This is a genomic window from Streptomyces roseus (assembly GCF_001044425.1).
Classification (GTDB): Bacteria; Actinomycetota; Actinomycetes; order Streptomycetales; family Streptomycetaceae; genus Streptomyces; species Streptomyces roseus.
This window is the reverse complement of record NZ_LFML01000068.1, coordinates 191,725-217,180: the sequence shown is the minus strand read 5'-3', so window position 1 is coordinate 217,180 and position 25,456 is coordinate 191,725. Positions and strand designations below refer to the sequence as shown.

General features: G+C 73.0%; 20 protein-coding genes. 8 read left to right on the top strand and 12 right to left on the bottom strand.

Translation table 11 applies throughout. The features are described from left to right. Positions 1-19 precede the first annotated feature (19 nt). Positions 20-472: a peptidoglycan-binding domain-containing protein gene (locus tag ACS04_RS18060; protein WP_053080812.1), complete on the bottom strand. Its 453-nt coding sequence runs from the start codon at positions 470-472 to the stop codon at positions 20-22. A gap of 47 nt (positions 473-519) precedes the next feature. After that, positions 520-936, bottom strand: coding sequence for a peptidoglycan-binding domain-containing protein (locus ACS04_RS18055; RefSeq protein ID WP_048477654.1), 417 nt, complete (start codon positions 934-936; stop codon positions 520-522). A 503-nt stretch (positions 937-1,439) separates the two neighbouring features. On the opposite strand from ACS04_RS18055, the gene ACS04_RS18050 reads away from it, so the two are divergent. The 4 genes from ACS04_RS18050 (at position 1,440) to ACS04_RS18035 (ending at position 8,528) form a co-directional block, all read left to right on the top strand. Continuing rightward, the gene (locus ACS04_RS18050; protein ID WP_245236430.1) at positions 1,440-5,540 is read left to right on the top strand and encodes an SGNH/GDSL hydrolase family protein; all 4,101 of its coding nucleotides are present in this window, start codon (positions 1,440-1,442) and stop codon (positions 5,538-5,540) included. A gap of 134 nt (positions 5,541-5,674) precedes the next feature. Next, positions 5,675-6,751: a peptidoglycan recognition protein family protein gene (locus tag ACS04_RS18045; protein ID WP_048477653.1), complete on the top strand. Its 1,077-nt coding sequence runs from the start codon at positions 5,675-5,677 to the stop codon at positions 6,749-6,751. A gap of 163 nt (positions 6,752-6,914) precedes the next feature. Beyond that, positions 6,915-7,835: a helix-turn-helix domain-containing protein gene (locus ACS04_RS18040; RefSeq protein WP_048477652.1), complete on the top strand. Its 921-nt coding sequence runs from the start codon at positions 6,915-6,917 to the stop codon at positions 7,833-7,835. Between the two features lie 240 nt (positions 7,836-8,075). Then, complete coding sequence (locus tag ACS04_RS18035) at positions 8,076-8,528, top strand: peptidoglycan-binding domain-containing protein (protein ID WP_048477651.1); 453 nt, start codon at positions 8,076-8,078, stop codon at positions 8,526-8,528. A 14-nt stretch (positions 8,529-8,542) separates the two neighbouring features. Here the strand turns inward: ACS04_RS18035 and ACS04_RS38655 are convergent, their stop codons facing one another. The 3 genes from ACS04_RS38655 to ACS04_RS18015 all read right to left on the bottom strand — a co-directional run bounded on the left by ACS04_RS38655 (position 8,543) and on the right by ACS04_RS18015 (position 10,760). Beyond that, on the bottom strand, positions 8,543-9,097 hold the full coding sequence (locus ACS04_RS38655) for a hypothetical protein (protein ID WP_167352591.1): 555 nt from the start codon (positions 9,095-9,097) through the stop codon (positions 8,543-8,545). A 110-nt stretch (positions 9,098-9,207) separates the two neighbouring features. Beyond that, a complete protein-coding gene (locus ACS04_RS18020; protein WP_048477648.1) occupies positions 9,208-9,612 on the bottom strand; it encodes a RidA family protein in 405 nt (134 codons plus the stop codon). Beyond that, positions 9,609-10,760: an acyl-CoA dehydrogenase family protein gene (locus ACS04_RS18015; protein WP_048477647.1), complete on the bottom strand. Its 1,152-nt coding sequence runs from the start codon at positions 10,758-10,760 to the stop codon at positions 9,609-9,611. Before ACS04_RS18015 ends, ACS04_RS18020 begins: the two co-directional genes overlap by 4 nt. A 138-nt stretch (positions 10,761-10,898) precedes the next feature. Between ACS04_RS18015 and ACS04_RS18010 the strand changes: the two genes are divergently transcribed. From ACS04_RS18010 to ACS04_RS18000, 3 genes are all read left to right on the top strand, one after another. After that, positions 10,899-12,527: an AMP-binding protein gene (locus ACS04_RS18010; RefSeq protein WP_048477646.1), complete on the top strand. Its 1,629-nt coding sequence runs from the start codon at positions 10,899-10,901 to the stop codon at positions 12,525-12,527. Positions 12,528-12,555: 28 nt separating this feature from the next. After that, entirely contained in the window at positions 12,556-13,362 is an 807-nt protein-coding gene (locus tag ACS04_RS18005; RefSeq protein ID WP_048477645.1) for a PaaX family transcriptional regulator, read from the top strand. A gap of 81 nt (positions 13,363-13,443) precedes the next feature. Continuing rightward, a complete protein-coding gene (locus ACS04_RS18000; RefSeq protein WP_048477644.1) occupies positions 13,444-14,283 on the top strand; it encodes a GNAT family N-acetyltransferase in 840 nt (279 codons plus the stop codon). A 49-nt stretch (positions 14,284-14,332) separates the two neighbouring features. Here ACS04_RS18000 and ACS04_RS17995 read toward each other — a convergent pair whose 3' ends face one another. Continuing rightward, positions 14,333-16,594, bottom strand: a complete 2,262-nt coding sequence (locus tag ACS04_RS17995) for a bifunctional salicylyl-CoA 5-hydroxylase/oxidoreductase (protein ID WP_048477643.1) — start codon at positions 16,592-16,594, stop codon at positions 14,333-14,335. A gap of 4 nt (positions 16,595-16,598) precedes the next feature. Then, positions 16,599-17,426: an enoyl-CoA hydratase family protein gene (locus tag ACS04_RS17990; RefSeq protein WP_048477642.1), complete on the bottom strand. Its 828-nt coding sequence runs from the start codon at positions 17,424-17,426 to the stop codon at positions 16,599-16,601. A 271-nt stretch (positions 17,427-17,697) separates the two neighbouring features. On the opposite strand from ACS04_RS17990, the gene ACS04_RS17985 reads away from it, so the two are divergent. Then, on the top strand, positions 17,698-18,141 hold the full coding sequence (locus ACS04_RS17985) for an ATP-binding protein (protein WP_048477641.1): 444 nt from the start codon (positions 17,698-17,700) through the stop codon (positions 18,139-18,141). A gap of 40 nt (positions 18,142-18,181) precedes the next feature. Here the strand turns inward: ACS04_RS17985 and argF are convergent, their stop codons facing one another. The 5 genes from argF to ACS04_RS17960 all read right to left on the bottom strand — a co-directional run bounded on the left by argF (position 18,182) and on the right by ACS04_RS17960 (position 25,341). Continuing rightward, the gene (gene argF, locus ACS04_RS17980; RefSeq protein WP_048477640.1) at positions 18,182-19,195 is read right to left on the bottom strand and encodes an ornithine carbamoyltransferase; all 1,014 of its coding nucleotides are present in this window, start codon (positions 19,193-19,195) and stop codon (positions 18,182-18,184) included. A 77-nt stretch (positions 19,196-19,272) separates the two neighbouring features. Beyond that, a complete protein-coding gene (locus ACS04_RS17975; RefSeq protein ID WP_048477639.1) occupies positions 19,273-20,499 on the bottom strand; it encodes an arginine deiminase in 1,227 nt (408 codons plus the stop codon). Positions 20,500-20,600: 101 nt separating this feature from the next. Continuing rightward, positions 20,601-21,068, bottom strand: coding sequence for a hypothetical protein (locus ACS04_RS17970; protein WP_245236429.1), 468 nt, complete (start codon positions 21,066-21,068; stop codon positions 20,601-20,603). Between the two features lie 197 nt (positions 21,069-21,265). Further along, entirely contained in the window at positions 21,266-23,812 is a 2,547-nt protein-coding gene (locus tag ACS04_RS17965) for a polynucleotide kinase-phosphatase (protein ID WP_048477637.1), read from the bottom strand. Then, positions 23,809-25,341, bottom strand: a complete 1,533-nt coding sequence (locus ACS04_RS17960; RefSeq protein ID WP_048477636.1) for a 3' terminal RNA ribose 2'-O-methyltransferase Hen1 — start codon at positions 25,339-25,341, stop codon at positions 23,809-23,811. The genes ACS04_RS17965 and ACS04_RS17960 overlap by 4 nt, the downstream gene beginning before the upstream one ends. Positions 25,342-25,456 lie beyond the last annotated feature (115 nt).

Sequence of the window (25,456 nt, the reverse complement as noted above, 5' to 3'; positions counted from 1 at the left end):
CGCGCCCGCCCCCTCGCGATCAGTCCCGGATCGGGCCCGGGGCCTGGGACATGCGCAGGCAGCGGAACTCGCCGCGGTCCCAGATCTCCCAGTGGTGCTTGATGCGGTCGCGGGTGTTCGGGCCGTACACGCCGTCCGCGACGAGGCCCTCGGAGGCCTGGACCTTCTTCAGGGCGGCCTCGGTGGCCGGCCCGAACTCGCCGTCCTTGGCGAGGTTGATCTGGCCGTAGCAGAAGTGCATGGTCCACTGCAGGGCCTCGACGCCGTTGCCCGAGGCGCCGCGGCCCATCACGCAGAAGTTGGAGCCGTCCTCGTGGTCGGTGGGCATCCGCATGGTGTAGCCGACGGCGTCCGCGTAGGTGTTGGCGCCCGTACAGGTGGGCATGGCCGCGGACGCGGTGGCCGAGCCGGTGGTCAGCAGGCCGGCGGCGAGGACGGCGATGGTGCCGAGCGAGGCCAGGGTGCGCTTCATGGAACTCTCCGGAAGGGTGGGTGGGCAGGGAGGGCGGGCGGGGAGGGTCAGACGATGCTGGGGATGTATTCGTTGCAGTAACCGGCGTTGGTGACCTTGTCGTTGTAGCCGTAGTTCGGGTCGCCCTCCCACAGGAGCGCGTAGCCGGTGCTCGGGCCGACGACGCCGTCGATCTCGTTGGGGAAGAACGACTTCTGGAAGAAGCGGATCGCCTCGTCCGTCTGGGGGCCGAACTTCCCGTCCTCGGCGATCTGGCCGTGCGAACCCAGGCGCCCGACCCAGTTGTTCGCGAAGGCCCAGTTCAGCTGGTGCTGCACGCACCACACGGCGTGCGTGTTGTTCGTCTGGCCGTATCCGATGTACGGGGCGCCCTGCCGGGCCTGTGCCGTACCGGAGAGGGAGAGGACGGTCAGGGTGGCCGCGGCGGCGAGGGCGGCGGCCCGTGAGGCGGTCTTCTTGAGCATGGCGAATCTGCTTTCCGTGAGGAGCGGGGCGGGGATCGGTACCGGACGGGCTCGACAGGTCGGCGCCGGACAGCCGGAACACTAGGCCGGTTTCGGCCACGTCCCGGTGTCCCGCCCGTCTCCGGGAAGTCCCGGACCGACGGTGGGGTGCTCTCCCGGCGCTTCCGCGCCGCCGGAACCCGGGGTCGGCGCGGAGGAGTCCCGCGAACCGGCCCGGGACGGGCCGCCCGTCCCGGGAGGCCCCCGTCTCGTCCCTGTGCCCGGGACGGTGTTCCCGTCCCGCGGGCCGGGCCCCGTACGGGACGTCCTGGGGAAGGATCCGGCCCCGAACGGCCTTGCCCGGCACCTACATTGCTGGCGTCGGACGGTCCCGGGCCCCTGTGGCACGCCTTGCCCGTCCTCCCTCCCCACTCCCCCGCCGAGGCCGGCGCACGTCCACGACGTCCCGTCGTCGCATGTCGCCCCATGACGCCTCGGTGCGGACGTCACGGAAGAGAAGTCCCTTGAAACGACACAGACGACGGCCGTCGGCCGTCGCCGTGGTGCTCACCACGGCGGCGGCCCTGATGGCTCCGCTCGCGCTGCCCGCCCAGGCGGCGCCCGCTCCGACCGGCACCTCGGGGCAGAGCCCGTCCGCGCCCGGCCCCGACCAGCACCCCACCGCCGTCCCGCCGCGCGACCGGGCCAAGGTGGTCGGCAGCGCCTCGGACCGGGCATGGACCACGTCCGGGGACGCCTCCGGCTTCCACGTGCTGGTCGCCGACGCGAAGGCGGGCTACCCCTGGAAGACGGCGGCCACCCTCGCCGAGCCGGGCTTCGACACCGACACCTGGATCGGCAACGCGTGCGTCACCGCCTCCGGTGAGCGCGCGGTCGTGGCGTACGCGCCCCGCACGTTCACCAACAAGCCGGAGCTGATGACGCGCGGCGCGTTCACCGCCGTGGTCGAGCTGACCACCGGCAAGGTGACGAAGCTGCCGGTGCAGGCCTCCCTGTCGTACTTCTCCCCCGGCTGCGGCGAGGGCGAGACGGCGGTGCTCTCCCAGTTCAGCGACGACGGGGTGAAGGAGAACGCCACCCGGCTGGTCACCGTCGACGCGAAGGCCGGCCGCACGTCGGCCCCGCTGAAGCTGACGGGCCAGGTCACGTCCGCGATCCCCTACGACGGCGGCGAGATCGTCGCGGCCGAGGGCCCGCAGTTGGTCCGTATCGGCAAGGGAGGCAGCCGGCGCCCGATAGCCCGTACGGACCGGGTCCCGTTCCAGATCACCCGGGACGCGGCCGGCGGCATCACCTTCCTGGACGGGCCCGGCGGGCCGGACGCGGGCCCGAAGGCGGTCGGCCAGGTCAAGCACGTCGACGCCGCCGCGGTCCGCTCGGCCGGCAGCGGCAAGGCGAAGCCGCGGCTGGTCGCCTCCGGGCAGCTCAGCGCCCTGGACGTGGCCGGGTCGCCCTCCGGCGAGGTCTTCGTCACCGGCGAGGCCGACAGCAAGGGCAAGCTGCCCGCGCACGTCCACAACCCCGGCGGTCTCGACAAGGGCGCGGTGCTCAGCGTCCGCGGCCAGTCGGCGGTCACCACCCGCTGGGCCCACGGCCAGGACGGCAGCCCGGTCCGGGCCGAACAGGCCGCCACCGAGCGGACCGTCGTCAACCAGGTCAAGGTGCTGGGCACCGGCAAGAGCGTCGCGTTGGAGGCCACGCCCGGGGCCGAGGCCGTGGCCCCGGCCCGGCTCGCCGACGGGCGGGCGCCCTCGCCCGCCCTGCGCTCCTCGGCCGGCCCCACCGGCGCTCCGCAGGGGCCGCTCGCCCCGCAGAGCGTGCAGAACGCGCAGAAGATCCCGTTGGCGGCGGCCGTCTCCGGCGTCTCGGCGGCGGCCGCCTCCTCGCCGCACGACCCCGTCGAGGCGGAGCGCACCTGCGCCGTACCGCGCGGTGACGTGCGCAAGCAGGCCTTCCAGCCCACGCCGCGCCAGGTCGAGTGGGCCGTGGACCAGGCCGTGATCGCGGGCCTGAACCAGCACGTCAACCGGCCGCCCAACTGGAAGGGCACGGGCATGGCGGGCTACAACCCGCAGCTCCTCTTCCCGCTGCGCGTGCTGAGCGGCGACCCCAACGGCTTTGTCGACAAGGCCGACGAGTGGCACATCCCGGCGCAGATCCTGCTGGGCATCACCGCTCAGGAGTCCAACATGTGGCAGGCCGGCCGGTACGTCGTGCCGGGAGCCACGGGCAATCCGCTGATCGGCAACTACTACGGCATCAACTACGCGCCCAACGGAACGCAGGGCGACCCGTGGGCCGTCAACTGGTCGAAGGCGGACTGCGGTTACGGCATCACGCAGATCACCGACGGGATGCGCCTGCCCGGGCACGACCAGCCCACTCTGTCGACCGTGCAGCAGGAGGCCGCGGCCCTCGACTACACGGCGAACATCGCCGCCGGCGCGGACAAACTCGCCGAGAAGTGGAACCAGACCCGCGACGCCGGGCTGACCATCAACAACGGCAAGCCGAAGTACATCGAGAACTGGGCGTTCGCCCTGTGGGCGTACAACGCGGGCTTCTACCCGCAGGCCGACGCGGCGAAGAACAACGGCACCTGGGGAGTCGGCTGGACGAACAATCCGGCCAACCCGCTCTGGAAGGCCAACCGCACCCCCTTCCTGGAAGCGGCCAACGGCGGCGACGACTACTCGCACGCCTCCCACCCGCAGGACTGGCCGTACCAGGAGAAGGTGATGGGCTGGGCGGCCCGGCCGCTCTCGGCGATGTTCAAGCCCGGCGCGATGGGCGTCGCGTACCGCCAGGCCTGGTGGGGCACTCCGGCCGACCGCACCGCGGGGCTGAAGCCCTCGGAGGCGATGTTCTGCGACCCCACCAACGAGTGCGACCCCGACAAGATCGGCCCGGACGACAAGAACGAGCCGGGACTCGGCGCCTGCACCCGGGCCGACCTGCACTGCTGGCACCACCATGCGGTCTCGTACAAGAACTGCGACCAGAACCAGTGCGGCCAGGCGGTACACCGGTTCGACGCCACCTACCCGGAGCAGCCCGACGAGGACTCCTCCTACCCGCCGCGGTGCAGCAGCGGCCTGCCGGCCGGTTCGCTGATCGTCGACGACCTCCCGAACGGCACCCGGCCGGCCGGATCGGACGCCCGCAGCTGCGGCGCGGTCGCATCGGCCGGGTCCTTCGCCTTCGACTTCACCCCGTGGCTCGGCACGTATCCCGGGAAGATCGACACACACCAGGTCGGCGGCGGCTACGGCGGCCACTTCTGGTTCTCCCACGCCCGTGACAAGTTCACCACCGACGGCGGCCGGCTGCTGACCACCGGAACCTGGACGCTGGGCCAGAACATCGGCGGCAGCGGCTGGGCCCGGGTGATGGTGCACATGCCGGACCACGGCGCGCAGACCCGGCAGGCCACGTACACGGTGTACGGGACGGATTCGACGAGCCCCGTACGGGTGGTGCCGCAGCGCACCCGGGAGAACCGCTGGGTGGACCTCGGCGCGTTCCACTTCACCGGCACCCCGAAGGTCTCGCTGAGCACGCACGCCGACGGCGGCAACGGCACCGAGGACGTGGCCTGGGACGCCGCCGCCTTCCAGCCGCTGCCCGGCAGGCCCGCCAACTCCGTCGTCGCCCTCGGCGACTCGTACTCCTCCGGCGAGGGCGCGTCCGTCTCCGGCGGAGCCGACTACTACAAGGAGACCAACTACCGGGACACCACGAACGGCGCCACCCGCGACGCCTGCCACCGCTCCTCCAAGGCCTGGTCCCGGCAGGCCGCGCTGCCCGGCTCCAGCACCTCGATCGGCGCGCTCGCCGATGCCCGCGACCCGTCGATGGACTACCACCTGATCGCCTGCTCCGGCGCCCGTACGTACAACGTCCTCGGCAAGACGGACGGCGGCGGCCAGACGAGTTACGGCGAACTCGCCCAGCTGGACCAGGGCTACCTCGACCAGAACACCACGCTGGTGACGATCTCCATCGGCGGCAACGACACGCTCTTCACGCCCATCTTCTTCTCGTGCCTGGTCACCTCCGAGTTCTGCCAGGCGGACGGGATCGACGACATCGACGTCAACGGGAACAAAACGGGCAAGAAGACGGGGCCGCTGTCGTCCTACGTGCCCGACCGCATCAAGAACCTGGTGCGTCCTCAGATCGTGAAGACCCTGAAGGCCATTCAGGCGCGGGCCCCACAGGCCAAGATCGTGCTGATGGGCTACCCGCCGCTGCTGGAGAACAACGGGAGCTGCCTGGTCACCATCAGCACGCTGGAAGGCCCCTGGCTGAACTCCATCGGCGAGACCCTGCTCCAGGAGATGGACGGGGCGGCCCAGGACGCGCGCGCCCAGGGGGTCAAGGTGTGGTTCTCGAACCCCAAGGAGGCGTTCAAGGGCCAGGCCATCTGCGGATCGCCCGAGACGGTCCACGGCATCGTCACGGACCTGGTCGAGAGCGACGTCCCGAACCTCGACATCGGCGTGGTCAAGGTCGGTGCCTCCGCCCAGTCGTTCCACCCGAAGATCGCCGGCGCGCGGCACTACGCCGACGCGCTGGAGCAGACCCTGCGCGGCATGCAGTGACCTGCTGACACACCGTCCCGTGCCGTCCCACGGTCCCGTGGGACGGCACGGGACGCCGGGACGGCCTTCCGGCTTGTCCCGGCGCCCTTCAATTCCTAGCGTTCACCTGCGACTTCTCGATGAAACGGATTCACATGACCACGCCGACGGCACGACCGCCGCTCCACCGACGCACCCTGCTGGCCGGCGCGCTCTCCCTGGGGGCGGCACTGACCGCGCTGGGCACGGCGGCCGGACGGGTGTGGGCCGCCGACGGTCCGCTGGCATCCAGCTGCGAGGCCTGGGGCGCACGCGCGCCGAAGAGCCCCGTCAAGGTGCTCGCGGCCAGGCCGCAGAAGATCATCGTGCACCACACGGCGACCGCCAACGTGGCCGAGTACGGGCAGGACCGCGCCTTCGCGCTGGCCCGCGCGATGCAGACGTACCAGATGGACACGGAGGGCTGGATCGACACCGGGCAGCACTTCACCGTCAGCCGGGGCGCGTTCGTCACCGAGGGCCGGCACCAGAGCCTGGCCGCGCTGGACAGCGGTACGCAGATCGTCGAGGCCGCGCACTGCACCGGCCAGAACACCGTGGCCATCGGCATCGAGAACGAGGGTACGTACACCACCGAGGAGCCCCGACCCGAGCAGTACGCGGCGCTCGTCGGCCTCTGCGCCCGCATCTGCCTCCAGTACGGGATCCAGCCGTACCAGATCTACGGACACCGGGACTTCAACAACACCCAGTGCCCGGGCGAGCGCCTCTACGCCCTGCTGCCCCAGTTGCGCGCGGACGTGGCGGCCCGGATCGGCGGGGATCCGACGGCTCCGGTGTGGCCGCTGCTGCGTACGGGCGATGTCGGCGAGCGCGTCCGAGTCCTGCAGTGCCTGCTGGTCCAGCGCGGGGCGGCGATCACCCCGGACGGCTCCTTCGGCCCTGCGACCGACGGCGCGGTGCGCGCGTTCCAGAAGCAGATCGGTGCCGGCATGGACGGGGTGGCCGGCAACCAGACCTGGAACCAGCTGTGCGCGCCGGTGGCGCAGGGCGCGGCCGGCGAGGCGGTGAAGGCGGTGCAGAGCCGGCTGTCGGCCCTCGGCTTCCCGACGACGGCGGACGGCGCGTTCGGGCCCGGCACGGCGGCCCGGGTGGCGGCGTTCCAGAGCTCGCGCGCGCTGCCGCAGGACGGCGTCGTGGACGCGCGGACCTGGAGCCGGCTGCTCGCCTGACCTTCGCGCCGGCGGGTAGGGCGAGAACCCCGCTTCGACCGTGGCCCCCCGGGAGTTCGCTCCCGGGGGGCACAGTCATGAGCACGCCACTTCGTGGCTGATACTGTTCCCCGCGGCCAAGGGCCGGGGGGACGGAATGAGCACGAGATGGGGGACTCATCTGATGGCAGGGGGATCAGGGGCAGCCGGTGGCGGCGACGCTCCGAGAGGCGACCTCTTCGCCGAAATGCGCCGGATCAAGGACGCGTCGCAGCTGAGCTACAACCGCCTGGCGGACAAAACGCACTACAGCCGCTCTTCCTGGGAGCGTTTCCTCAACGGCAAGCAGGTCCCGACCCGTATCGCGGTCGAGGAGTTCGCGGCCGCGGCCGGGGCGGATCCCGAACCGCTGCTCGCCCTGCTGGACCTGGCCGTCGTACGCGACGAGGCGGCGGAGGAGCCCGCCGCCAAAGCCGCGGAGCGCCCGAAGCCGGGGCCCGCACCGGTCACGCCCGCGGCGGCGGCACCGAGCACACCGAAGCCGGAAGAAGACACTCCGGTACGGCGGTTCGCCTGGTCCCGGATGCTGCGCGCGGCGGCCGGCGTCGTGGCGGGCGCCCTGCTGGGCAGTCTGCTGACGGTCTTCCTCATCGAACCGGCCGGCGCGGGCACCGCTCGCGACGGCGCCGCCGGGACGACGGGCTCGCCCGCGGCCACGCCCGCGCTGACCCGCCCGAGCGGGCCGGTGAAGGTCGGCTGCAAGAGCGACACCTGCATGCGCCGTGAACCGCAGGCGGAGGACTGCCAGTGGGACGCGATCACGGTGCGCCAGACCTTCCTGCGCGGCATGAGCATCCAACTGCGCTACAGCGAGGCCTGCCAGGCGGTGTGGGGTCGGGTCGAGAACGGCAACATCGGGGACACGGTCATGATCAAGGACAAGCGCAGCTCGTCCGACGAGGCCACGATCCGGATGGAACACGATACCTACACCCGGATGCTGGCCGTCACCCCGGACGCGACGTGGGAGACCATCACGATCTGCGGTGCGATTCCCAGCCAGAAGGAGCAGGAGTGCTCCCCGCTGGGCGCGATCAAGCCCTGACCCGGTCACGGGAAACAGGACGGGACGGCGTCCGGGACACCCCTGGGACGGTCTGAGACGGGTCCCGTCCGCCCGGGAACACCCTTCCCCCACGGGTCCGGGCCTTCCCGGGCCCCTTCTGGGAGGGCGGGCGGGGCGACTTGAAGGGCCCTGCGGCGGCCGACGGCGCGCTGCTAGCTTTCGCCTCGCCGTCGTCCGCCGACACGGCCCATGCCCACGACTCCCCAGGGGGACCCACCCATGAAGCTCAAGCGCACCCTCGCCTCGCTCGGCGCCGTCGCCGCGCTCACCCTCGGCGCACTCACCACGGGTACGGCCACGGCCGGCGCCGCCATGCCCAACTGCTCCGGGTACGCCAAATACCTGGACCGGGCCGGCTACTACGTCAACATCCCGACCGACGGCCAGCAGGGCAGCAACTTCTGCGCGATGCGCCGCGGCGCCTCCGGGGAGCAGGTCCGCTCCCTCCAGGAGACGCTGTGGCAGTGCTACGGCCAGCGCATCGACTCCGACGGCCAGTTCGGGCCGGCGACCGAGACCGCCCTCAAGCGGGTCCAGTCGGCCCTCAACCTCTCGGCCGACGGCGTCTACGGTCCGCAGACCCGCGACGCGCTCAAGTGGAACTGGAACCTCTGGACCACCGGCGGACACCGGTGCCTGCGCCTGACGGAGGCACCGGGCCCGCTCAGCTGAACCTGGGCACTCGGCTAGCGTCCCCCACCGCCACCGCCACCGCCGCCCCCACCGTGGCCTCCGCCGTCGCCGCCCCCACCACCGCCGCCGTCGCCGCCACCGCCGCCGTCGTGGCCGCCACCGCCGCCGCTGTCGTGGCCACCACCACCGCCGCCGCTGTCGTGGCCACCGCCGCCACCGCCGTCGCCACCGCGGCCGGATCCGTTGTCGTTCCAGCCGTTGTCGTGGTTGCCGCTCCAGTTGTTGTCGCCGCGGTCGTCATGGTTGGAGCGGTTGTCGTTCCACCGGCCGTTGTTCCAGTTGTCGTTCCAATTGGCGTTGTCGTGGCGGCCGTTGTTCCGCCAGTCGTTGTCCCAGCACCAGCTGGGCCGGTCGTTCCAGTTGTGCCAGCGGGAGGGGTCGCAGCAGTCGCGCCAGTTGTTGTTCCCGCGCCAGTCGTCGGAGCACCATCCCGAGTTGTGCTGCTGGGTCTGAGGCAGACCTGCGGCGACCGCTCCGCCGACAGGCATCAGTCCGAGCGCGACACCCGCGGCTCCTGCCACGATGGTCGCGGTGATGACACGGCGCATGACGATGCACCTCCGAGGATTGAGACATTCCTTACAAAAAGGTCATTTCCACCCTCACCCCTCCCCGGCCCGCTGTCAAAGGCACCTGGTCAGTGACGCGGCAACCGGAATTACGCCGTATCCAGTACGGCGATGCCGTCCAGTTCCACCAGGGCCGGCTCGTCCCAGAGCCGGACGACGCCGATGACCGCCATCGCCGGGTAGTCGCGGCCGGCCAGCCGACGCCAGATCCGGCCGAGTTCGGGTGCGTGGACGCGGTACGCCTCCACGTCGACCGCGTACACGGTCACCCGGGCCAGGTCCGCCGGTGTCCCGCCCGCCGCCGCGAGGGCCGCCAGCAGGTTGCCCAGCGCGCGTTCGAACTGCTCGGGCAGGGTCTCCCCCACCACCTTGCCCTCGGTGTCGAGCGCGGTCTGGCCCGCCAGGAAGACGAGCCGGGTGCCGCTCGCGGCCACGGCGTGCGAGAAACCGGTCGCCGGGGAGAGCCCCGCCGGATTGATCCGCTGAAGACTCACCGGTAGAGCTCCTTCGCGATGATGGTGCGCTGGACCTCGCTGGCGCCCTCGTAGATCCTCGGCGCCCTGACCTCCCGGTAGAGGTGCTCCAGCAGGTGGCCCCGCTGGAGGGCGACGGCCCCGTGCAGCTGGACGGCGTGGTCCACCACGTACTGGGCGGTCTCCGTCGCCAGCAGTTTCGCCATCGCGGAGCGGCGCGGGACCTCGGGCGAGCCGGCGTCGTACGCGCCCGCCGCCGCGTAGACCAGGAGCCGGGCGGCCTCGGTGCGGGTGGCCATCTCCGCCACCCGGTGGCCCACCGCCTGGAGGTCGCCCAGTACGCCGCCGAAGGCGCGGCGCGCCGCCGTGTGCGCCAAGGTCGCGTCCAGGGCGGCCCGGGCCATGCCGACGGCGAAGGCGCCCACGCTCGGCCGGAACCGGTTCAGGGTGTCCATCGCCACGCGGAAGCCCCCGCCGGGCTGTCCGAGCAGGTCCCGGGGGCCAACCGGGACCCCGTCGAAGGTCAGTCGGCCGATCGGATGCGGGGAGAGCATGTCCAGGGGCTCGCCGGAGAGCCCGGGCCGGTCGGCCGGGACCAGGAAGGCGGTGACCCCCCTGGCGGCGGGGCCCTCGCCGGTCCTGGCGAACACCGTGTAGAAGTCCGCCTCGGGGGCGTTGGAGATCCAGCACTTCTCCCCGCTGAGCCGCCAGCCGCCCCCGGCCGCCGGGGCCCCCTCGGCCCCGCTCCGGCCGGCGCCCCCCTCGGGTACGGCCTCCAGCGCCAGCGCCGCCGCGTCCGAGCCGGCCCCCGGCTCGCTCAGCGCGAAGGCCGCCACCGCCCGCCCGGCCCGCACATGCGGCAGCCAGCGGGCGCGCTGCTCCGGCGTACCCGAGGCGAGCACCGGATGCGCCCCGAGCCCTTGCAGGGCGAGGGCCGTCTCCGCCTCCGTGCACCCGTACGCGAGGGACTCGCGCAGCAGGCACAGCTCCAGCGCCCCCGAGGTGAAGACCCGCTCCAGCAGGCCCAGCTCGCCCAGTGCCGCCAGCAGCGGCCGGTTGACCCGCCCCGGCTCCCCCTGGTCGGCGAGCGGCCGCAGCCGGTCCGCCGCCAGGGCGCGCAGCTGCCCGCACCACTCCTCTTGTTCCGCCCCGAGCGCGAATCCGGTCATCCGAACATCCCCGCTTCTATCGCGTCCTGTTGACTGCCGTCACCATCACGATACGCTCGTAGCGCACTCGTACGGCCCGCTCCGCCACTTCGGCCCCCACCCGGGGTGCCGCTGTCGTTGCAAGGGGGCGCACCCGCCTTGGAGCTCAAGCCTTCCGCCCACGCCGACACCTTCGCGCGCGACCATCTGCCGCCGCCCCACGCCTGGCCGCGGCTCCTCTTCGAGCTCCCCGAACTGGCCTACCCGGACCGGCTCAACTGCGGCGCGGAGCTGCTCGACGCCACCATCGAGCGGTTCGGGCCCGATCGCCCCGCCTTCCTCAGCGGCACCGGCGAGGTGTGGTCGTACGCGGGCCTGCGCAGACGGGTCGACCGCATCGCCCACGTGCTCACGGCCGACCTCGGCGTGGTCCCGGGCAACCGGGTGCTCCTGCGCGGCCCGACCGGCCCCTGGCTCGCCGCCTGCTGGCTCGCGGTGATGAAGGCGGGCGCGGTGGCGGTGACCGTGCTCGCCCAGCAGCGGGCGCAGGAGCTGGCCACGGTCTGCGCGATGGCCCGGGTGCGGCACGCGCTGTGCCACGTGGACGTGCTGGACGACCTGGCCAAGGCGGAGGTGCCCGGCCTGCGGATCACCCCGTACGGCGGGGAGGGCGCGGACGACCTGCTGCGGCTGGCCGACCGGCACCCGGCGCCGTTCCCCGCCGTGGAGACCTCCGCCGACGACGTGGCCCTGATCGCCTTCACCTCGGGGACCACCGGCCGCCCCAAGGGCTGCATGCACTTCCACCGCGATCTGCTCTCGGTCGCCGACACCTTCTCCCGCAACGTCCTGCGCCCCCGGCCCGACGACGTCTTCGCGGGCAGTCCGCCCCTCGGCTTCACCTTCGGGCTCGGCGGCCTGGTCGTCTTCCCGCTGCGCGCCGGGGCCTGCGCGCTGCTGCTCGACCAGGCGGTCCCGCGCCGACTGCTGCCGGCCCTCGCGCAGCACCGGGTCTCGGTGCTGTTCACCGCTCCGACCGCGTACCGGGCCATGCTGGACGAGCTGGGCCAAGGCCAGGTGGCCCCGTACGACCTGTCCGCGCTGCGCCGCTGCGTCTCGGCGGGCGAGAACCTCCCGTCGGCCACCTGGCAGGCCTGGTACGAGCGCACCGGACTGCGGATCATCAACGGCATCGGCGCCACCGAACTGCTGCACATCTTCATCTCCGCGGCCGACGAGGACATCCGCCCGGGGACGACCGGGCGCGTGGTGCCGGGCTGGCAGGCCCGGGTGGTGGACGCCGCCGGGCGGCCGGTCGCGGACAACGAGCCGGGGCTGCTGGCGGTGCGCGGCCCGGTGGGGTGCCGGTACCTGGCGGACCCGCGGCAGGAGGAGTACGTACGGGACGGCTGGAACCTGACCGGGGACACCTACGTCCGGGATCCGGAGGGCTATTTCCGGTACGTCGCCCGGGCAGACGACATGATCGTCTCGGCGGGCTACAACATCGCGGGCCCGGAGGTGGAGGAAGCCCTGCTGCGCCACCCGGACGTGGTGGAGGCGGCGGTGGTGGGGCGGCCGGACGAGCGACGCGGGCAGATCGTGGTGGCGTACGCCGTCGCGCGGGCGGGCGCGCAGCTGAGCGAGGAGGAGCTGCGGGCGTTCATGCGGGCGGAGCTGGCCCCGTACAAGTGCCCGCGCGCCTTCGTCTTCCTGCCGGCGCTCCCCCGGACGGCGACGGGCAAACTGCAGCGGTTCCGGCTGCGCGACGCCCCGCACCCGGCCTGATCGACCCGACACGGCCTAGAGTGAACCCGTGGTCGAGCAGCACACTCCGCGATCGTTGATCGTGACGTTCTACGGCGCCTACGGGCGGTCCTTCGAGGGGCCGGTCCCGGTGTCCGCGCTGGTCCGCCTGCTGGGCGCGGCCGGTGTGGACGCGCCGTCGGTCCGCTCCTCGGTCTCCCGGCTGAAGCGGCGCGGCTTCCTGCTGCCCGGGCGCGCCGCGGACGGCTCGGCGGGGTACGAGCTCTCCGCGGAGGCCCGCCAGCTGCTGGACGACGGCGACCGGCGGATCTACGGGGAGCGTGGCGCCGGGCCCGCGGGGGAATGGCTGCTGGCGGTGTTCTCCGTACCGGAGCAGGAGCGGCACAAGCGGCACCTGCTGCGCTCGCGCCTCGCCCGCCTGGGCTTCGGCGCGGTGGCGCCGGGCGTGTGGATCGCCCCGGCCCACCTGTACGAGGAGACCGGGCACACCCTGGACCGGCTGCACCTGACGGCGTACGTGGAGCTGTTCCGCGGCGGCCACCTCGGCTTCGCCCCGACCGCCGAGGCGGTGGCCCGGTGGTGGGACCTGACCTCGCTGGCCAAGCAGCACGAGGAGTTCCTGGACCTGCACGAGCCGGTGCTGCGCGCCCTGCAGTCGGGTCCGGCCCCCACCGCGGAGGAGGCCTACCGCGGCTACCTGCTCGCCCTGGACACCTGGCGGCGCCTGCCGTACGCCGACCCGGGGCTGCCGCGGGAACTGCTGCCCGCGGACTGGCCGGGCGACCGCGCCGCGGCGGTCTTCACCGACCTGCACGACCGGCTGCGGGACATCGGGGCGGGCTTCGTCGATCCGTAGCCGCTCCCGCGTGCGGCGCCGCCTGCCGCGACGCGGGGAAAAGCACGTGCGCGGGCGCGCGGCCCGGCGCCACCATGGGCCATGACCTGGACGTTCACCCATGACCTGGCGGCCTTTCGGGCCGCGGCGGGTCCGGCCGCGGCCTCCGAGCCCGTGTCCCACACCAGACTGCTGACCGTCCTCGACGCGCTGGAGCGGCGCGGCCCGGCCGCCTACGGGCCCGCCGAGCCCGTCTTCGGCTGGTGGACCGGGGCCGGGGGTGGCGTCGCCGGTGTCGCGCTGTGCACCCCGCCGCACCCGTTGCTGGTCGGGGCGCTGCCCGAGCCGGCCGTGCGCGGGCTCGGGGCCGCCCTCGCCACCGAACCGCTGCTCGCCGGGGTCGGGGCGCTGAACGCCCGGCGCCGCGACGCGGCGACGCTGGCCGCGGCCTGGGGCAGGCCGAGCGAGGTGACCGCGGAGAGCCGGCTGTACCGGCTCGCGGGACTGCTCGCCCCGGCCCCCGCCCCGGCCGGCCGGGCCCGGACCGCCACCGAGGCCGATCTCCGGCTGCTGCTGGACTGGGTCGCGGCCTTCGGGCGGGAGAGCGGGGAGCGGGGCGGCCCGTCCGAGGCCTCCCTGCGCGACCGGCTGTCCTACGGGGGCATGCTGCTCTGGGAGCACGCGGGGAGGCCGGTGTCCATGGCCGGGTTCTTCCGCGTGATCGGTTCGGCCTGCCGCGTCGGCCCGGTGTACACCCCGCCCGGGCTGCGCGGGCGCGGGTACGCGGCCGGGGTCACGCACGCGGCCAGCGGGGCGGCGTACGAGGCCGGAGCCTCGGAGGTGCTGCTCTTCACCGACCTGGCCAACCCGACCAGCAACGGCGTGTACCGGCGCCTGGGCTACACCCCGGTGGAGGACCGGGTCGAGGTGGCGGCCCTGTGAGCGGCGGGCGCGCTGAGCGGCGGCGCTGTGGGCGGCGGCTGAGCCTGTCTCAGCCGCGACCGGTCGGCGGGGTGCGGCTGCCGGCCCGGTACGGGGCGGGCCAGGGCGCGGCCGGGCCTTCGTAGGACTGGTCGGCGGCCGCGTGCAGGGTCCAGTGCGGGTCGTACAGGTGGGGGCGGCCCACGGCGCAGAGGTCGGCGCGGCCCGCCAGCAGCAGGGAGTTCACGTCGTCCCAGGAGGAGATCGCGCCGACGGCGATGACGGGTACGCCGAGCGCGTTGCGGATCCGGTCCGCGTAGGGGGTCTGGTACGAGCGCCCGTACTCGGGGCTCTCGTCGGCCACCACCTGGCCGGTCGACACGTCGATGGCGTCGGCGCCGTGGGCGGCGAAGGCCGCCGCGATGTCCACCGCGTCCTGCGCTGAGGTCCCGCCGGGGGCCCAGTCGGTGGCCGAGATGCGGACGGTCATCGGCCGGTCCGCGGGCCAGACGGCGCGGACCGCGTCGAAGACCTCCAGCGGGAAGCGGAGCCGGTTCTCCAGGGGCCCGCCGTAGGCGTCGGTGCGCCGGTTGGTGAGCGGGGACAGGAAGCCGGACAGCAGGTAGCCGTGGGCGCAGTGCAGTTCCAGCAGGTCGAACCCGCAGCCCGCGGCACGTACGGCGGCGGCCGCGAAATCGGAGCGGATCGATGCCATGTCCGCCGTCGTCAGCGCGCGCGGAACGGCCGAGACGCCCGGCCGGTACGGGGCCTCGGAGGCCGCGACGAGCGGCCAGTTGCCCTCCGGGAGCGGGTCGTCCGTGCCCTCCCACATCACCCGCGTCGAGCCCTTGCGGCCCGAGTGGCCGAGCTGGACTCCGAGCGCGGTGCCGGGCGCACTGGTGTGCACGAAGTCGGCGATCCGGGTCCAGGCAGCCGCCTGCCCGTCCGTGTACAGGCCGGTGCAGCCGGGGGTGATCCGGCCTTCGGCCGATACGCAGACCATCTCGGTCATCACCAGGCCCGCTCCGCCGAGGGCCCGCGCCCCCAGGTGCACGAGGTGGAAGTCCCCGGGCGTTCCCTCGCCGTCCTGCGCGCTGTACATGTCCATCGGGGAGACCACGACCCGGTTGCGCAGGGTCAGTCCGCGCAGCTTCAGCGGTGTGAACATCGGCGGGGTGTGTTCGTCGGGGCAGCCGAAGTCGCGTTCGACGGCCCGGGTGAACCGCTCGTCGCGCAGCCGCAGGTTGTCGTGGGTCACCCGGCGGCTGCGGGTGAGCAGGTTGAAGGCGAACTGCCGGGCGGGCTGGTCCACGTACCCGGCGAGTTCCTCGAACCACCGCATGCTGGCGGCGGCGGCCCGCTGGGTCGAGGCCACCGCCGGCCGCCGGGCGGCCTCGTACGCGGCGAGGGCGGCGGGTACGTCGTCGGGCTCGGCGGCCACGGCTTCGGCGAGCGCGAGCGCGTCCTCCACCGCCAGCTTCGTACCCGAGCCGATGGAGAAGTGCGCGGTGTGCGCCGCGTCCCCGAGGAGGACGACGTTTCCGTGCGACCACCGCTCGTTGACGACCGTGCGGAACTCGGTCCACGCGGAGTGGTTGCCGTGCAGCGGGCGCCCGCGCAGGGCTTCGGCGAAGGTCTTGGCGCAGCGCGCGGCCGACTCGGCCTCGTCGCACAGGTCGAGGCCGGCGGCCCGCCAGACGTCCTCGTGCATCTCCACGATGACGGTGGAGGCGTCGGCGGAGTACGGGTAGGCGTGCAGCTGCATGACGCCGTGCTCGGTCTGCGCGATCTCGAAGCGGAACGCGTCGAAGGCGAAGTCGGCGGCGAGCCAGATGTAGCGGCAGCGCCCGCTCGTCAGGGTCGGGCGGAAGTGCGCGGCGCCGCCCTGCCGCGTCGCGCTGTGCACCCCGTCGGCCGCGACCACCAGGTCGTACGAGGCCGCCAGCGCGGCGGCGGCCGGGGCGGGGGTGCGGAAGCGGAGTTCGACCCCGAGGCCGGCGCAGCGCTCGTGGAGGATCTCCAGCAGCCGGCGCCGGCCGAGGGCGGAGAAGCCGTGGCCGCCGGAGGTCAGCAGCCGCCCCCGGTGCACGATGTCGATGTCGTCCCAGCGCACGAACTCGGCGCCGAGGGCCGCGTAGACCACGGTGTCGGCCCGTTCGATGCCGCCGAGGGTCTCGTCGGAGAGCACCACGCCGAAGCCGAAGGTGTCCTCGGGGGCGTTGCGCTCCCACACCTCGACCGTGTGGCCCTGGCGGGCCAGCAGCGCGGCGGCGTACAGGCCACCGGGCCCGCCGCCGATGACGGCGACCCGCAATGCGCTGCCTGCCGGCATGGCGCTACCTGCCCTTCCACTCCGGGGGCCGCTTCGTGGTGAAGGCGGCGTGGAACTCGGCGTAGTCCCGGCCGTTCATCAGCAGGGCCTGGGTGTTGGCGTCGAGCTCGACCGACGCGGCGAGCGGCATGTCGAGTTCGGCGGTCAGCAGTGCCTTGGTCTGCGCGTACGCGAGGGCCGGCCCGGCGGCGAGGTGCGCGGCGAGTTCGGCGGCGCGTACGCCGGCCTTGCCCTCCTCGGTGACCTCGCTGAGCAGGCCGATGCGCTCGGCCTCCGGGGCGCGTACGGGCTCTCCGAGCATCAGCAGCCGGGTCGCGTGGCCGAGGCCGACGACGCGGGGCAGCAGGTACGCGGCGCCCATGTCCCCGCCGGAGAGGCCGACGCGGGTGAAGAGGAACGCGAAGCGGGCCGTCGGGTCGGCGATCCGGAAGTCGGAGGCGAGGGCGAGGACGGCCCCGGCCCCGGCGGCGACCCCGTGCACGGCGGCGATCACCGGGAAGGGGCATTCGCGGATGGCGCGGACCACCTGGCCGGTCATCCGGTTGAAGTCGAGGAGCTGGGCGGTGTCCATGGCGAGGGTGGCGCCGATGATCTCGTCGACGTCTCCGCCGGAGCAGAAGCCGCGGCCCTCGCCGCCGAGGACGAGGGCGCGTACGGAGCGTTCGCGGGAGAGCTCGGCGAGCAGGTCGCGCAGGTCGGCGTAGGCGCCGAAGGTGAGGGCGTTGAGTTTCTCGGGGCGGTCGAGGGTGACGGTGGCCACGCCGTCCTGCCGGGTCACCCGCAGGTGGCGCCACCGTTCGGTCGCTGCTGTGGAACCGATGAAGGGGCTCACGGGATCGACGGTATCACCACATCGTGACTGCCGTCACAGAAACGCGACACACGGGTGAAGGGGGGTGTGCGGCACCTCCGGGGGCGAAGGTCCCGGTGCCCGGTGACGTCGGCCCCTCCGCGGGACGCCGGGGTGCCCTGCGGCAGCGCGACGGCACTCCGTATCGTTGAAAGCGGAAGTTCCCGCTCCCCGCTCCCCGGCCCCGCTTCCGGCCCCTGCCCCTGCCCCTGCCCCTGCCCCTGCCCCTGCCCACCGGAACGGACGGTCCCGCATGCCCGACGTCTCCGCCTGGCGGATCCCGCTGCCCCGCACGCCCGCCGCCGTGCCGATCGCCCGCGCCCTCGTCCGTACGGCGCTCACCGACGTACCCGCCACGCACACCGACAGCGACACGGCGGAGCTGCTGACCGCGGAGCTGGTCGCCAACGCCGTGGAGCACACCGCCGGCGACGCCCCGATCGAGCTGGTCGTGGAGCTGGGGACGAACGGCTGCCAGGTCGAGGTCCACGACGGGGATCCGCGACCGCCCGGCGTCCTCGGCGCGATCGGCACCCAGGGCACCGCGGGCACCCGCCTGGACGACCTCATGCCCGACCCCTGGCAGGAGCACGGCCGCGGGCTGCTGCTGATCCGCGCCCTCAGCTCGGCCTGCGGCCACCGCCCGACGGCGGACGGGAAGGCCGTCTGGTTCACCCTGGCGGCACGGCCCGCATGACTATGCGGAGCCGGCCCCGCCGTGATCCGAAAGACACGGCCTAGCCGGCGACCGGGCCCGCGAGGGTCGCGACGAGGACCGCCTTGATGGTGTGCAGCCGGTTCTCGGCCTCGTCGAAGACGACGGAGTGCGCGGATTCGAACACCTCGTCCGTCACCTCCAGCGAGTCCAGGCCGTGGCGCTCGTGGATCTCCCGGCCGACCTTGGTGCCCAGGTCGTGGAAGGCCGGCAGGCAGTGCAGGAACTTGACGTCCGGATTGCCCGTCGCGCGCAGCACGTCCATCGTGACGGCGTACGGGGCCAGGGCGCCGATCCGCTCGTCCCAGACCTCCTTGGGCTCGCCCATGGAGACCCAGACGTCGGTGGCGACGAAGTCGGCCTGCGCCACGCCCTCGGCGACCTCCTCCGTCAGCGTGATCCGCGCCCCGCTGGCGGCCGCGAGCTCGCGGGCCCGCACGACCACGGCCTCGGCCGGCCAATACGCCTTCGGCGCGACGATGCGCACGTCCATGCCGAGCAGCGCGCCGGTGACCAGGTACGAGTTGCCCATGTTGAACCGGGCGTCGCCGAGGTAGGCGAAGGCGGTGCGCTCCAGCGGCTTGGCGCAGTGCTCGGTCATGGTGAGCACGTCGGCCAGCATCTGGGTGGGGTGCCAGTCGTCGGTGAGGCCGTTGAACACGGGCACGCCGGAGTGTGCGGCGAGCGCCTCGACGGCCTCCTGGCTGTCGCCGCGGTATTCGATCCCGTCGAACATCCGCCCCAGCACCCGCGCCGTGTCCTTGACCGACTCCTTGTGGCCGATCTGAGAGCTGGCCGGGTCGAGGTAGGTGGTGTGCGCGCCCTGGTCCGCGGCCGCGACCTCGAACGCGCAGCGCGTGCGCGTCGAGGTCTTCTCGAAGATCAGGGCGATGTTCCTGCCCTGGAGGCGGCGCTGCTCGGCCCCGGCCTTCTTGGCGGCCTTGAGTTCGGCGGCGAGCTCGATCAGACCGCGGAACTCGGCGGCGGTGAAATCGAGCTCCTTGAGGAAGCTGCGGCCGACCAGGTCGCTGGCCATGGGGACACTCCAAGGGGTCACACTGACAGGGGATGCTGGAAGTCTATACGATCCCCCGTATTGATATACAGAGGGCCTCAGACCGGATCCCGCTCCACCGGACAGCTCATGCACCGCGGCCCCCCGCGCCCCCGCCCGAGCTCGCTCCCCGGGATCTCGATGACCTCGATGCCCTCCTTGCGCAGGTGGGTGTTGGTCGTCACGTTCCGCTCGTACGCCACCACCACCCCCGGCTCGACGGCCAGCACGTTGCAGCCGTCGTCCCACTGCTCGCGCTCCGCCGCGTGAACGTCCTGCGTCGCGGTCAGCACCCGGATCGAGTCCAGCCCCAGCGCGGAGGCGATCGCCCGGTGCATGTGCTCCGGCGGGTGGTCGGTCACCTTCAGCTCCTGCAGGCCCTCGCCCGGCTCGATGGTGTAGGAGCGCAGCATGCCGAGGCCCGCGTACTGAGTAAACGTATCTCCGTCGACCATCGTCATCACCGTGTCCAGGTGCATGAAGGCCCGCCGCTTCGGCATGTCCAGCGCCACGATCGTCTTCGCCGACCCCGCGGCGAACAGGCCCCGCGCGAGCATCTCCACCGCCTGCGGCGTGGTCCGCTCGCTCATCCCGATCAGCACCGCGCCGTTGCCGATGACGAGCACGTCCCCGCCCTCGATGGTCGAGGGGTAGTCCGCCTGCCCCTGCGACCAGTAGTGGAAGGCCCCGGAGGAGGCGAAGAGCGGGTGGTGCTTGTAGATCGCCTCGAAGTGCACCGTCTCGCGCTGGCGGGCCGGCCAGCGCATGGCGTTGATGGACACCCCGTCGTAGATCCAGGCGGAGGTGTCCCGGGTGAAGAGGTGGTTGGGCAACGGCCCCAGCAGGAAGTCGTCCAGCTCCATCGCGTGGAAGCGGACCGACACCGGCTCCGCGTGCCGCTCCAGGTACTCGCGCTTGGTCATCCCCCCGACCAGCGCCTCGGTCAGCGCGGTCACCGGCAGCTGGTCGAAGACCGCGCGCAGGTGGTCGGTGGCGAGCGGACCGTACTCCTTCTCGTCGAACACCCGGTCCAGGACGAGGTGTCTGGCCTCCGGTACGTCCAGGGCCTCGCACAGGAGGTCTCCGAAGAGGTGCACCTCCACGCCGCGGTCGCGCAGGACGTCGGCGAAACCGTCGTGCTCCTGGCGGGCCCTGCGCACCCACAGCACGTCGTCGAAGAGCAGCGCGTCCTTGTTGCTCGGTGTGAGCCGCTTCAGCTCCAGATCGGGCCGGTGGAGGATGACGCGGCGAAGCCGCCCGGTCTCGGAGTCGACATGGAATCCCATGGCGTACACGTTCGCAGACCGGACGGCTTTTTGACCTGGCGTTCGCTCAGGAGACGCGGCACGGTCGGCATACCCCGCGGTCCCGGCGGCGCCGGCCGGGGTCAGCGCAGGCCGAGGAGCGCGGCCGGGGTGCCGATCACCTCCGGGGCGGTCAGGCCCAGCTTGGGGGTGGTCAGGTTCGGGATGCCGTAGTTGCTGCCGTCCGGCATCGTCAGCGGGGCGCCGACGACCGCGCCGGGGGTGCGGGTGAGCAGGCGGGTGGCCGGGGCCTCCAGCGTGCCCTCGCCGTCCGTCTTCGGGTCGCCGAGCAGGTTCGGCACCGGCGTGCCGACCAGGGTGTCGCCGAGGTCGGTGGTGATCGGCACGACCGGGAGGACCGGGTTGGGGAGCAGGTCGCCCTTGTGGAACCGGGGTGCCTCCGGAGCGCCGACGACGGGCACCGGCACCCCGGTGGCCACGCGCGGGGTGTCCACGCCCAGCGTGGTCTTCACGGCGTCCAGGGGGACACCCACCGGCACCGAGTCGGCCACGGCCGGGGTGGCCGCGCCGGCCGCGGCCATACAGGTCATGAGTGCCGCAATGCTTCCGCGCGCGGTCATCTTCATAGGTGACGTTCCGTCCTTCCAGGGTCGCGGACATTCCGCTGCCCTGGATGAACGATCCCGCCGGTGGTTTTCCCGGCGTTCTCCGGGAAAGTTCCCCCATACGACCTAATTCGGGGCCGTACAGGGGCCTCTCCTTTACGGCGGCGCGTACCGTCCCCCGCTCACAACCGCGGGTCGACCGGCTCCGATTCGAGGGCGAGCACGGCGAAGACCGCCTCGTGCACCCGCCACAGCGGCTCCCCGCCCGCCAGCCGGTCCAGGGCCTCCAGCCCGAGCGCGTACTCGCGCAGGGCCAGCGAGCGCTTGTGCCCCAGGAACCGCTGCCGCAGCTTCTCCAGCTGCTCCGGACGCGTGTACTCCGGACCGTAGATGATCCGCAGGTACTCGCGCCCGCGCACCTTGATCCCCGGCTGGACCAGGCGGCCCTTCCCGTCCCGGGCGTACGCCTGGAGCGGTTTGACGACCATGCCCTCGCCGCCCGCGGCCGTCAGCTCCAGCCACCAGTCGGTACCCGCCCGTACGGAGTCCTCGTCGGCGGTGTCCACCAGGATCCGGCCGGTGCGGCGCAGCAGCCCGGTGCCGGCCGCCTCGTCGGCGGCCACGAGCCGGTCGAGCCAGAACAGCTGCTCGTCGTGGGGTACCGCGGCCAGCGGGCGTCCGGCCGCCGCCAGCAGCTGGAAGGGCGCGAACCGTACGCCGTCCAGCCCGTCCGTGGTCCAGCAGTAGCGGCGGTACGCGTCGGTGAACCGCTCGGCGTCGGCGGCCCGCTCCCGCTGGCGGGCGAGCAGGGCGCCGGTGTCGACGCCCCGCCCGGCGGCCGCGGCCAGGGCGGCGAGGGCGTCCGGGAACACGGCGCGGGAGGCCGCGCCGACCGCGGCGTACTGGTTGCGCAGCAGACCGGTGGACTTCAGCGACCAGGGCAGCAGCTCCCCGTCCAGCAGCAGCCAGTCGGTGGACAGTTCCTCCCACAGGCCGGCGTCGGTGATCGCCCCGCGGAGGCGGGTGAGGACCTCCTCGGTGACCTCGGGGTCCTGGAAGAAGGGCCGTCCCGTGCGGGTGTAGAGCGAACCGGTCGGCCCGTCGACGCCGAAGCGGTCCCGGGCCGCCTGCGCGTCCTTGCAGACGAGGACGGTGGCGCGGGAGCCCATGTGCTTCTCCTCGCACACGACCTGGGCGATGCCGTCCTTGCGGTACTGGGCGAAGGCCTCGGCCGGGTGCTCCAGAAAGCCCTCCGCGGTCGAGGTGGCGGTCGGCGCCATGGTCGGCGGAAGGTAGGGCACCAGCCGCGGGTCCACCGCGAAGCGGCTCATGACCTCCAGGGCGGCGGCCGCGTTCTCCTCGCGCACGGTCACGTTGCCCAGGTGCCGGGTCTCGACGATCCGGCGCCCGTGCACGTCGCCGAGGTCCAGCGGACGGCCGTCGTGTCCGCCCGGCACCTCGGTGGCGAGCGGCCTGACCGGCTCGTACCAGACCTTCTCGGCGGGTACGTCGACCAGTTCGCGCTCGGGCCAGCGCAAGGCGGTCATCTTCCCGCCGAAGACGGCGCCGGTGTCCAGACAGATGGTGTTGTTGATCCAGGCGGTGTTCGGGACCGGGGTGTGGCCGTAGACCACGACCGCCTTGCCGCGGTACTCCTCGGCCCACGGGTAGCGCACGGGCAGGCCGAACTCGTCGGTCTCGCCGGTGGTCTCCCCGTAGAGGGCGTGCGAGCGGACCCGGCCGGAGGTGCGGCCGTGGTACTTCTCGGGCAGGCCGGCGTGGCAGACCACCAGCTTGCCGCCGTCGAGCACGTAGTGGCTGACGAGGCCGCGGATGAACTCCCGCACCTCCTCGACGAACTCCTGCGGCTCACGGCCGAGCTGCTCGATCGTCTCGGCGAGCCCGTGGGTCCGCTGGACCTTGGAGCCCTTGAGGTGGCGGCCGAGCTTGTTCTCGTGGTTGCCGGGCACGCACAGGGCGTTGCCGGTGCCGACCATGCCCATCACCCGGCGCAGGACGCCGGGGCTGTCCGGGCCGCGGTCGACGAGGTCGCCGACGAACACGGCGGTGCGGCCCTCGGGGTGGACCCCGTCCTCGTACCCCAGCTTGGCGAGCAGGGTCTCCAGTTCGGAGGAACAGCCGTGGACGTCACCGATGATGTCGAAGGGGCCAGTGAGGTGGGTGAGGTCGTTGAAGCGCTTCTCCAGGACGACTTCGGCGCTCTCGGCCTCCTCCGGAGTGCGCAGGACGTGCACCTTGCGGAAGCCCTCGCGCTCCAGTCCGCGCAGCGAGCGGCGCAGGTCGCGGCGGTGCCGCTGGATGACGGCGCGGGGCAGTCCGGCCCGGTCGGGGCGCCCTGCGTTGCGTTCGGCGCAGACCTCCTCGGGCATGTCGAGGACGATGGCGATGGGCAGGACGTCGTGCTCACGGGCCAGCTGGATGAGCCCGCGGCGGGCCTCGGCCTGCACGCTGGTGGCGTCGACGACGGTCAGGCGCCCGGCCGCCAGCCGCTTGCCGGCGATGTAGTGCAGGACGTCGAAGGCGTCACGGCTCGCGCTCTGGTCGTTCTCGTCGTCGGCGACCAGACCCCGGCAGTAGTCGGAGGAGATGACCTCGGTGGGTTTGAAGTGCTTGCGGGCGAAGGTGGACTTCCCCGATCCGGTGGCCCCGACGAGGACGACGAGGGACAGGTCGGTGACGGGAAGCACGCGGTTGCCGGTACCGGTCATGCGGCCTCTCCCTCCTTGGCGGTGGCGGTGGCGGTGGCGGTCATGGCGGTGGCGGGGTCTGCGGTGGTGGCCGCGGCGGCGGTGTCGGTCCGGATCCGGGTGAAGACGGCCATCTGGGTCGGCGGCCCCACCTCGGGGTCGTCGTCGCCGACGGGCACGAAGGCCACCTCGTACCCGTGGCGACCGGCCACGGAGGCGGCCCAGCAGCCGAATTCCGCGCGGTTCCACTCGAAGCGGTGGTCACCGTGGCGGACGTGCCCGGCGGGCAGGCTCTCCCAGCGGACGTTGTACTCCACGTTGGGGGTGGTGACGAGGACGGTGCGGGGGCGGGCCGCGCCGAACACCGCGTACTCCAGGGCGGGCAGCCGCGGCAGGTCCAGGTGCTCGATGACCTCGCTGAGCACGGCCGCGTCGTAACCGGCCAGCCGCTTGTCGGTGTACGCGAGCGAGCCCTGGAGCAGCCGGACCCGGCTGCTCTGCTTCTCCCCCATCCGCTCGACGCGCAGCCGCTTGGCGGCCGTGGCGAGGGCCCGCATGGACACGTCGACACCGACGATCTCGGTGAACGACGCGTCCCCCAGCAGCGCCTGGACCAACTGCCCCTGTCCGCAGCCGAGGTCGAGGACCCGGGCCGCGCCGGCGGCGCGCAGCGCGGCGAGGATCGCCTCGCGGCGCTGCACGGCGAGCGGTACGGGCCTCTCCTCGGTGTCGCGCTTCTCGTCCACGGCGTTGTCGAGCTCCTCGACCTCGCTGCCGTCGGCCTCGGCCAGCCGCAGCAGCTCCAGCCGCTCCAGGGCGTCGCGGGTCAGCCGCTTGTGGCGGGCCAGATAACGGGCGCTGATCAGCCCGTTCTCGGGGTGCGCGGCCAGCCATCCGTCTCCGGCGCGCAGCAGCTTGTCGACCTCGTCGGGGGCGACCCAGTAGTGCTTGGCGTCGTCGAGGACGGGCAACAGGACGTAGAGCTGCCGCAGCGCGTCGGCCAGGCGCAGCTCGCCCTCCAGCACGAGCCGTACGTAACGGGAGTCCCCCCACTGCGGGAACTGCTCGTCGAGCGGCAGGGGGTCGGCGCGGACGAGGTCCCAGCCGAGCGGATCGAACAGCCGGTGCACGAGCTCCGGGCCGCCGCGCGCGGGCAGCGCCGGTATCTCGATGCGCAGCGGACGGGTCTGCTCCGCCAGCTCGGGCCGGGCGGTGCACTGCCCCTTGAGCGCGCTGCGGAACACGGAGCCGAGCGCGACGGCGAGCAGCGAGGACGCCGCGTACGGGCGGTCGTTGACGTACTGCGCGAGGGCCGCGTCGGGCGCTCCGCCCCGCCCCCTGCCCTGGCCGCGGCGCACGAGCGCGACGGGGTCGACCTCCAGCAGCAGCGCCGCCGTGCACCGTTCGTCGGCGGCTTCGGGATAGAACACGTGGGCGACGCCGTGGGAGGTGGAGAACGCCTGCGTCTTCCCCGGGTGCTTGTGCAGCAGGAAGCCCAGATCGGTGGCCGGGTGCTCGGCACCGCCAGTGGTGGAGATCGTCAAGAACATGCAGCTCAGGATGGATCCCGCCGGTATTCGGGGGCCACTGGTTTTCCCGCGCCCGCGCCCGCCGCGCCGTGCGCGGATCCCGATTCGGGCAAGTGCCCGTCGCGTTTGCGCCACG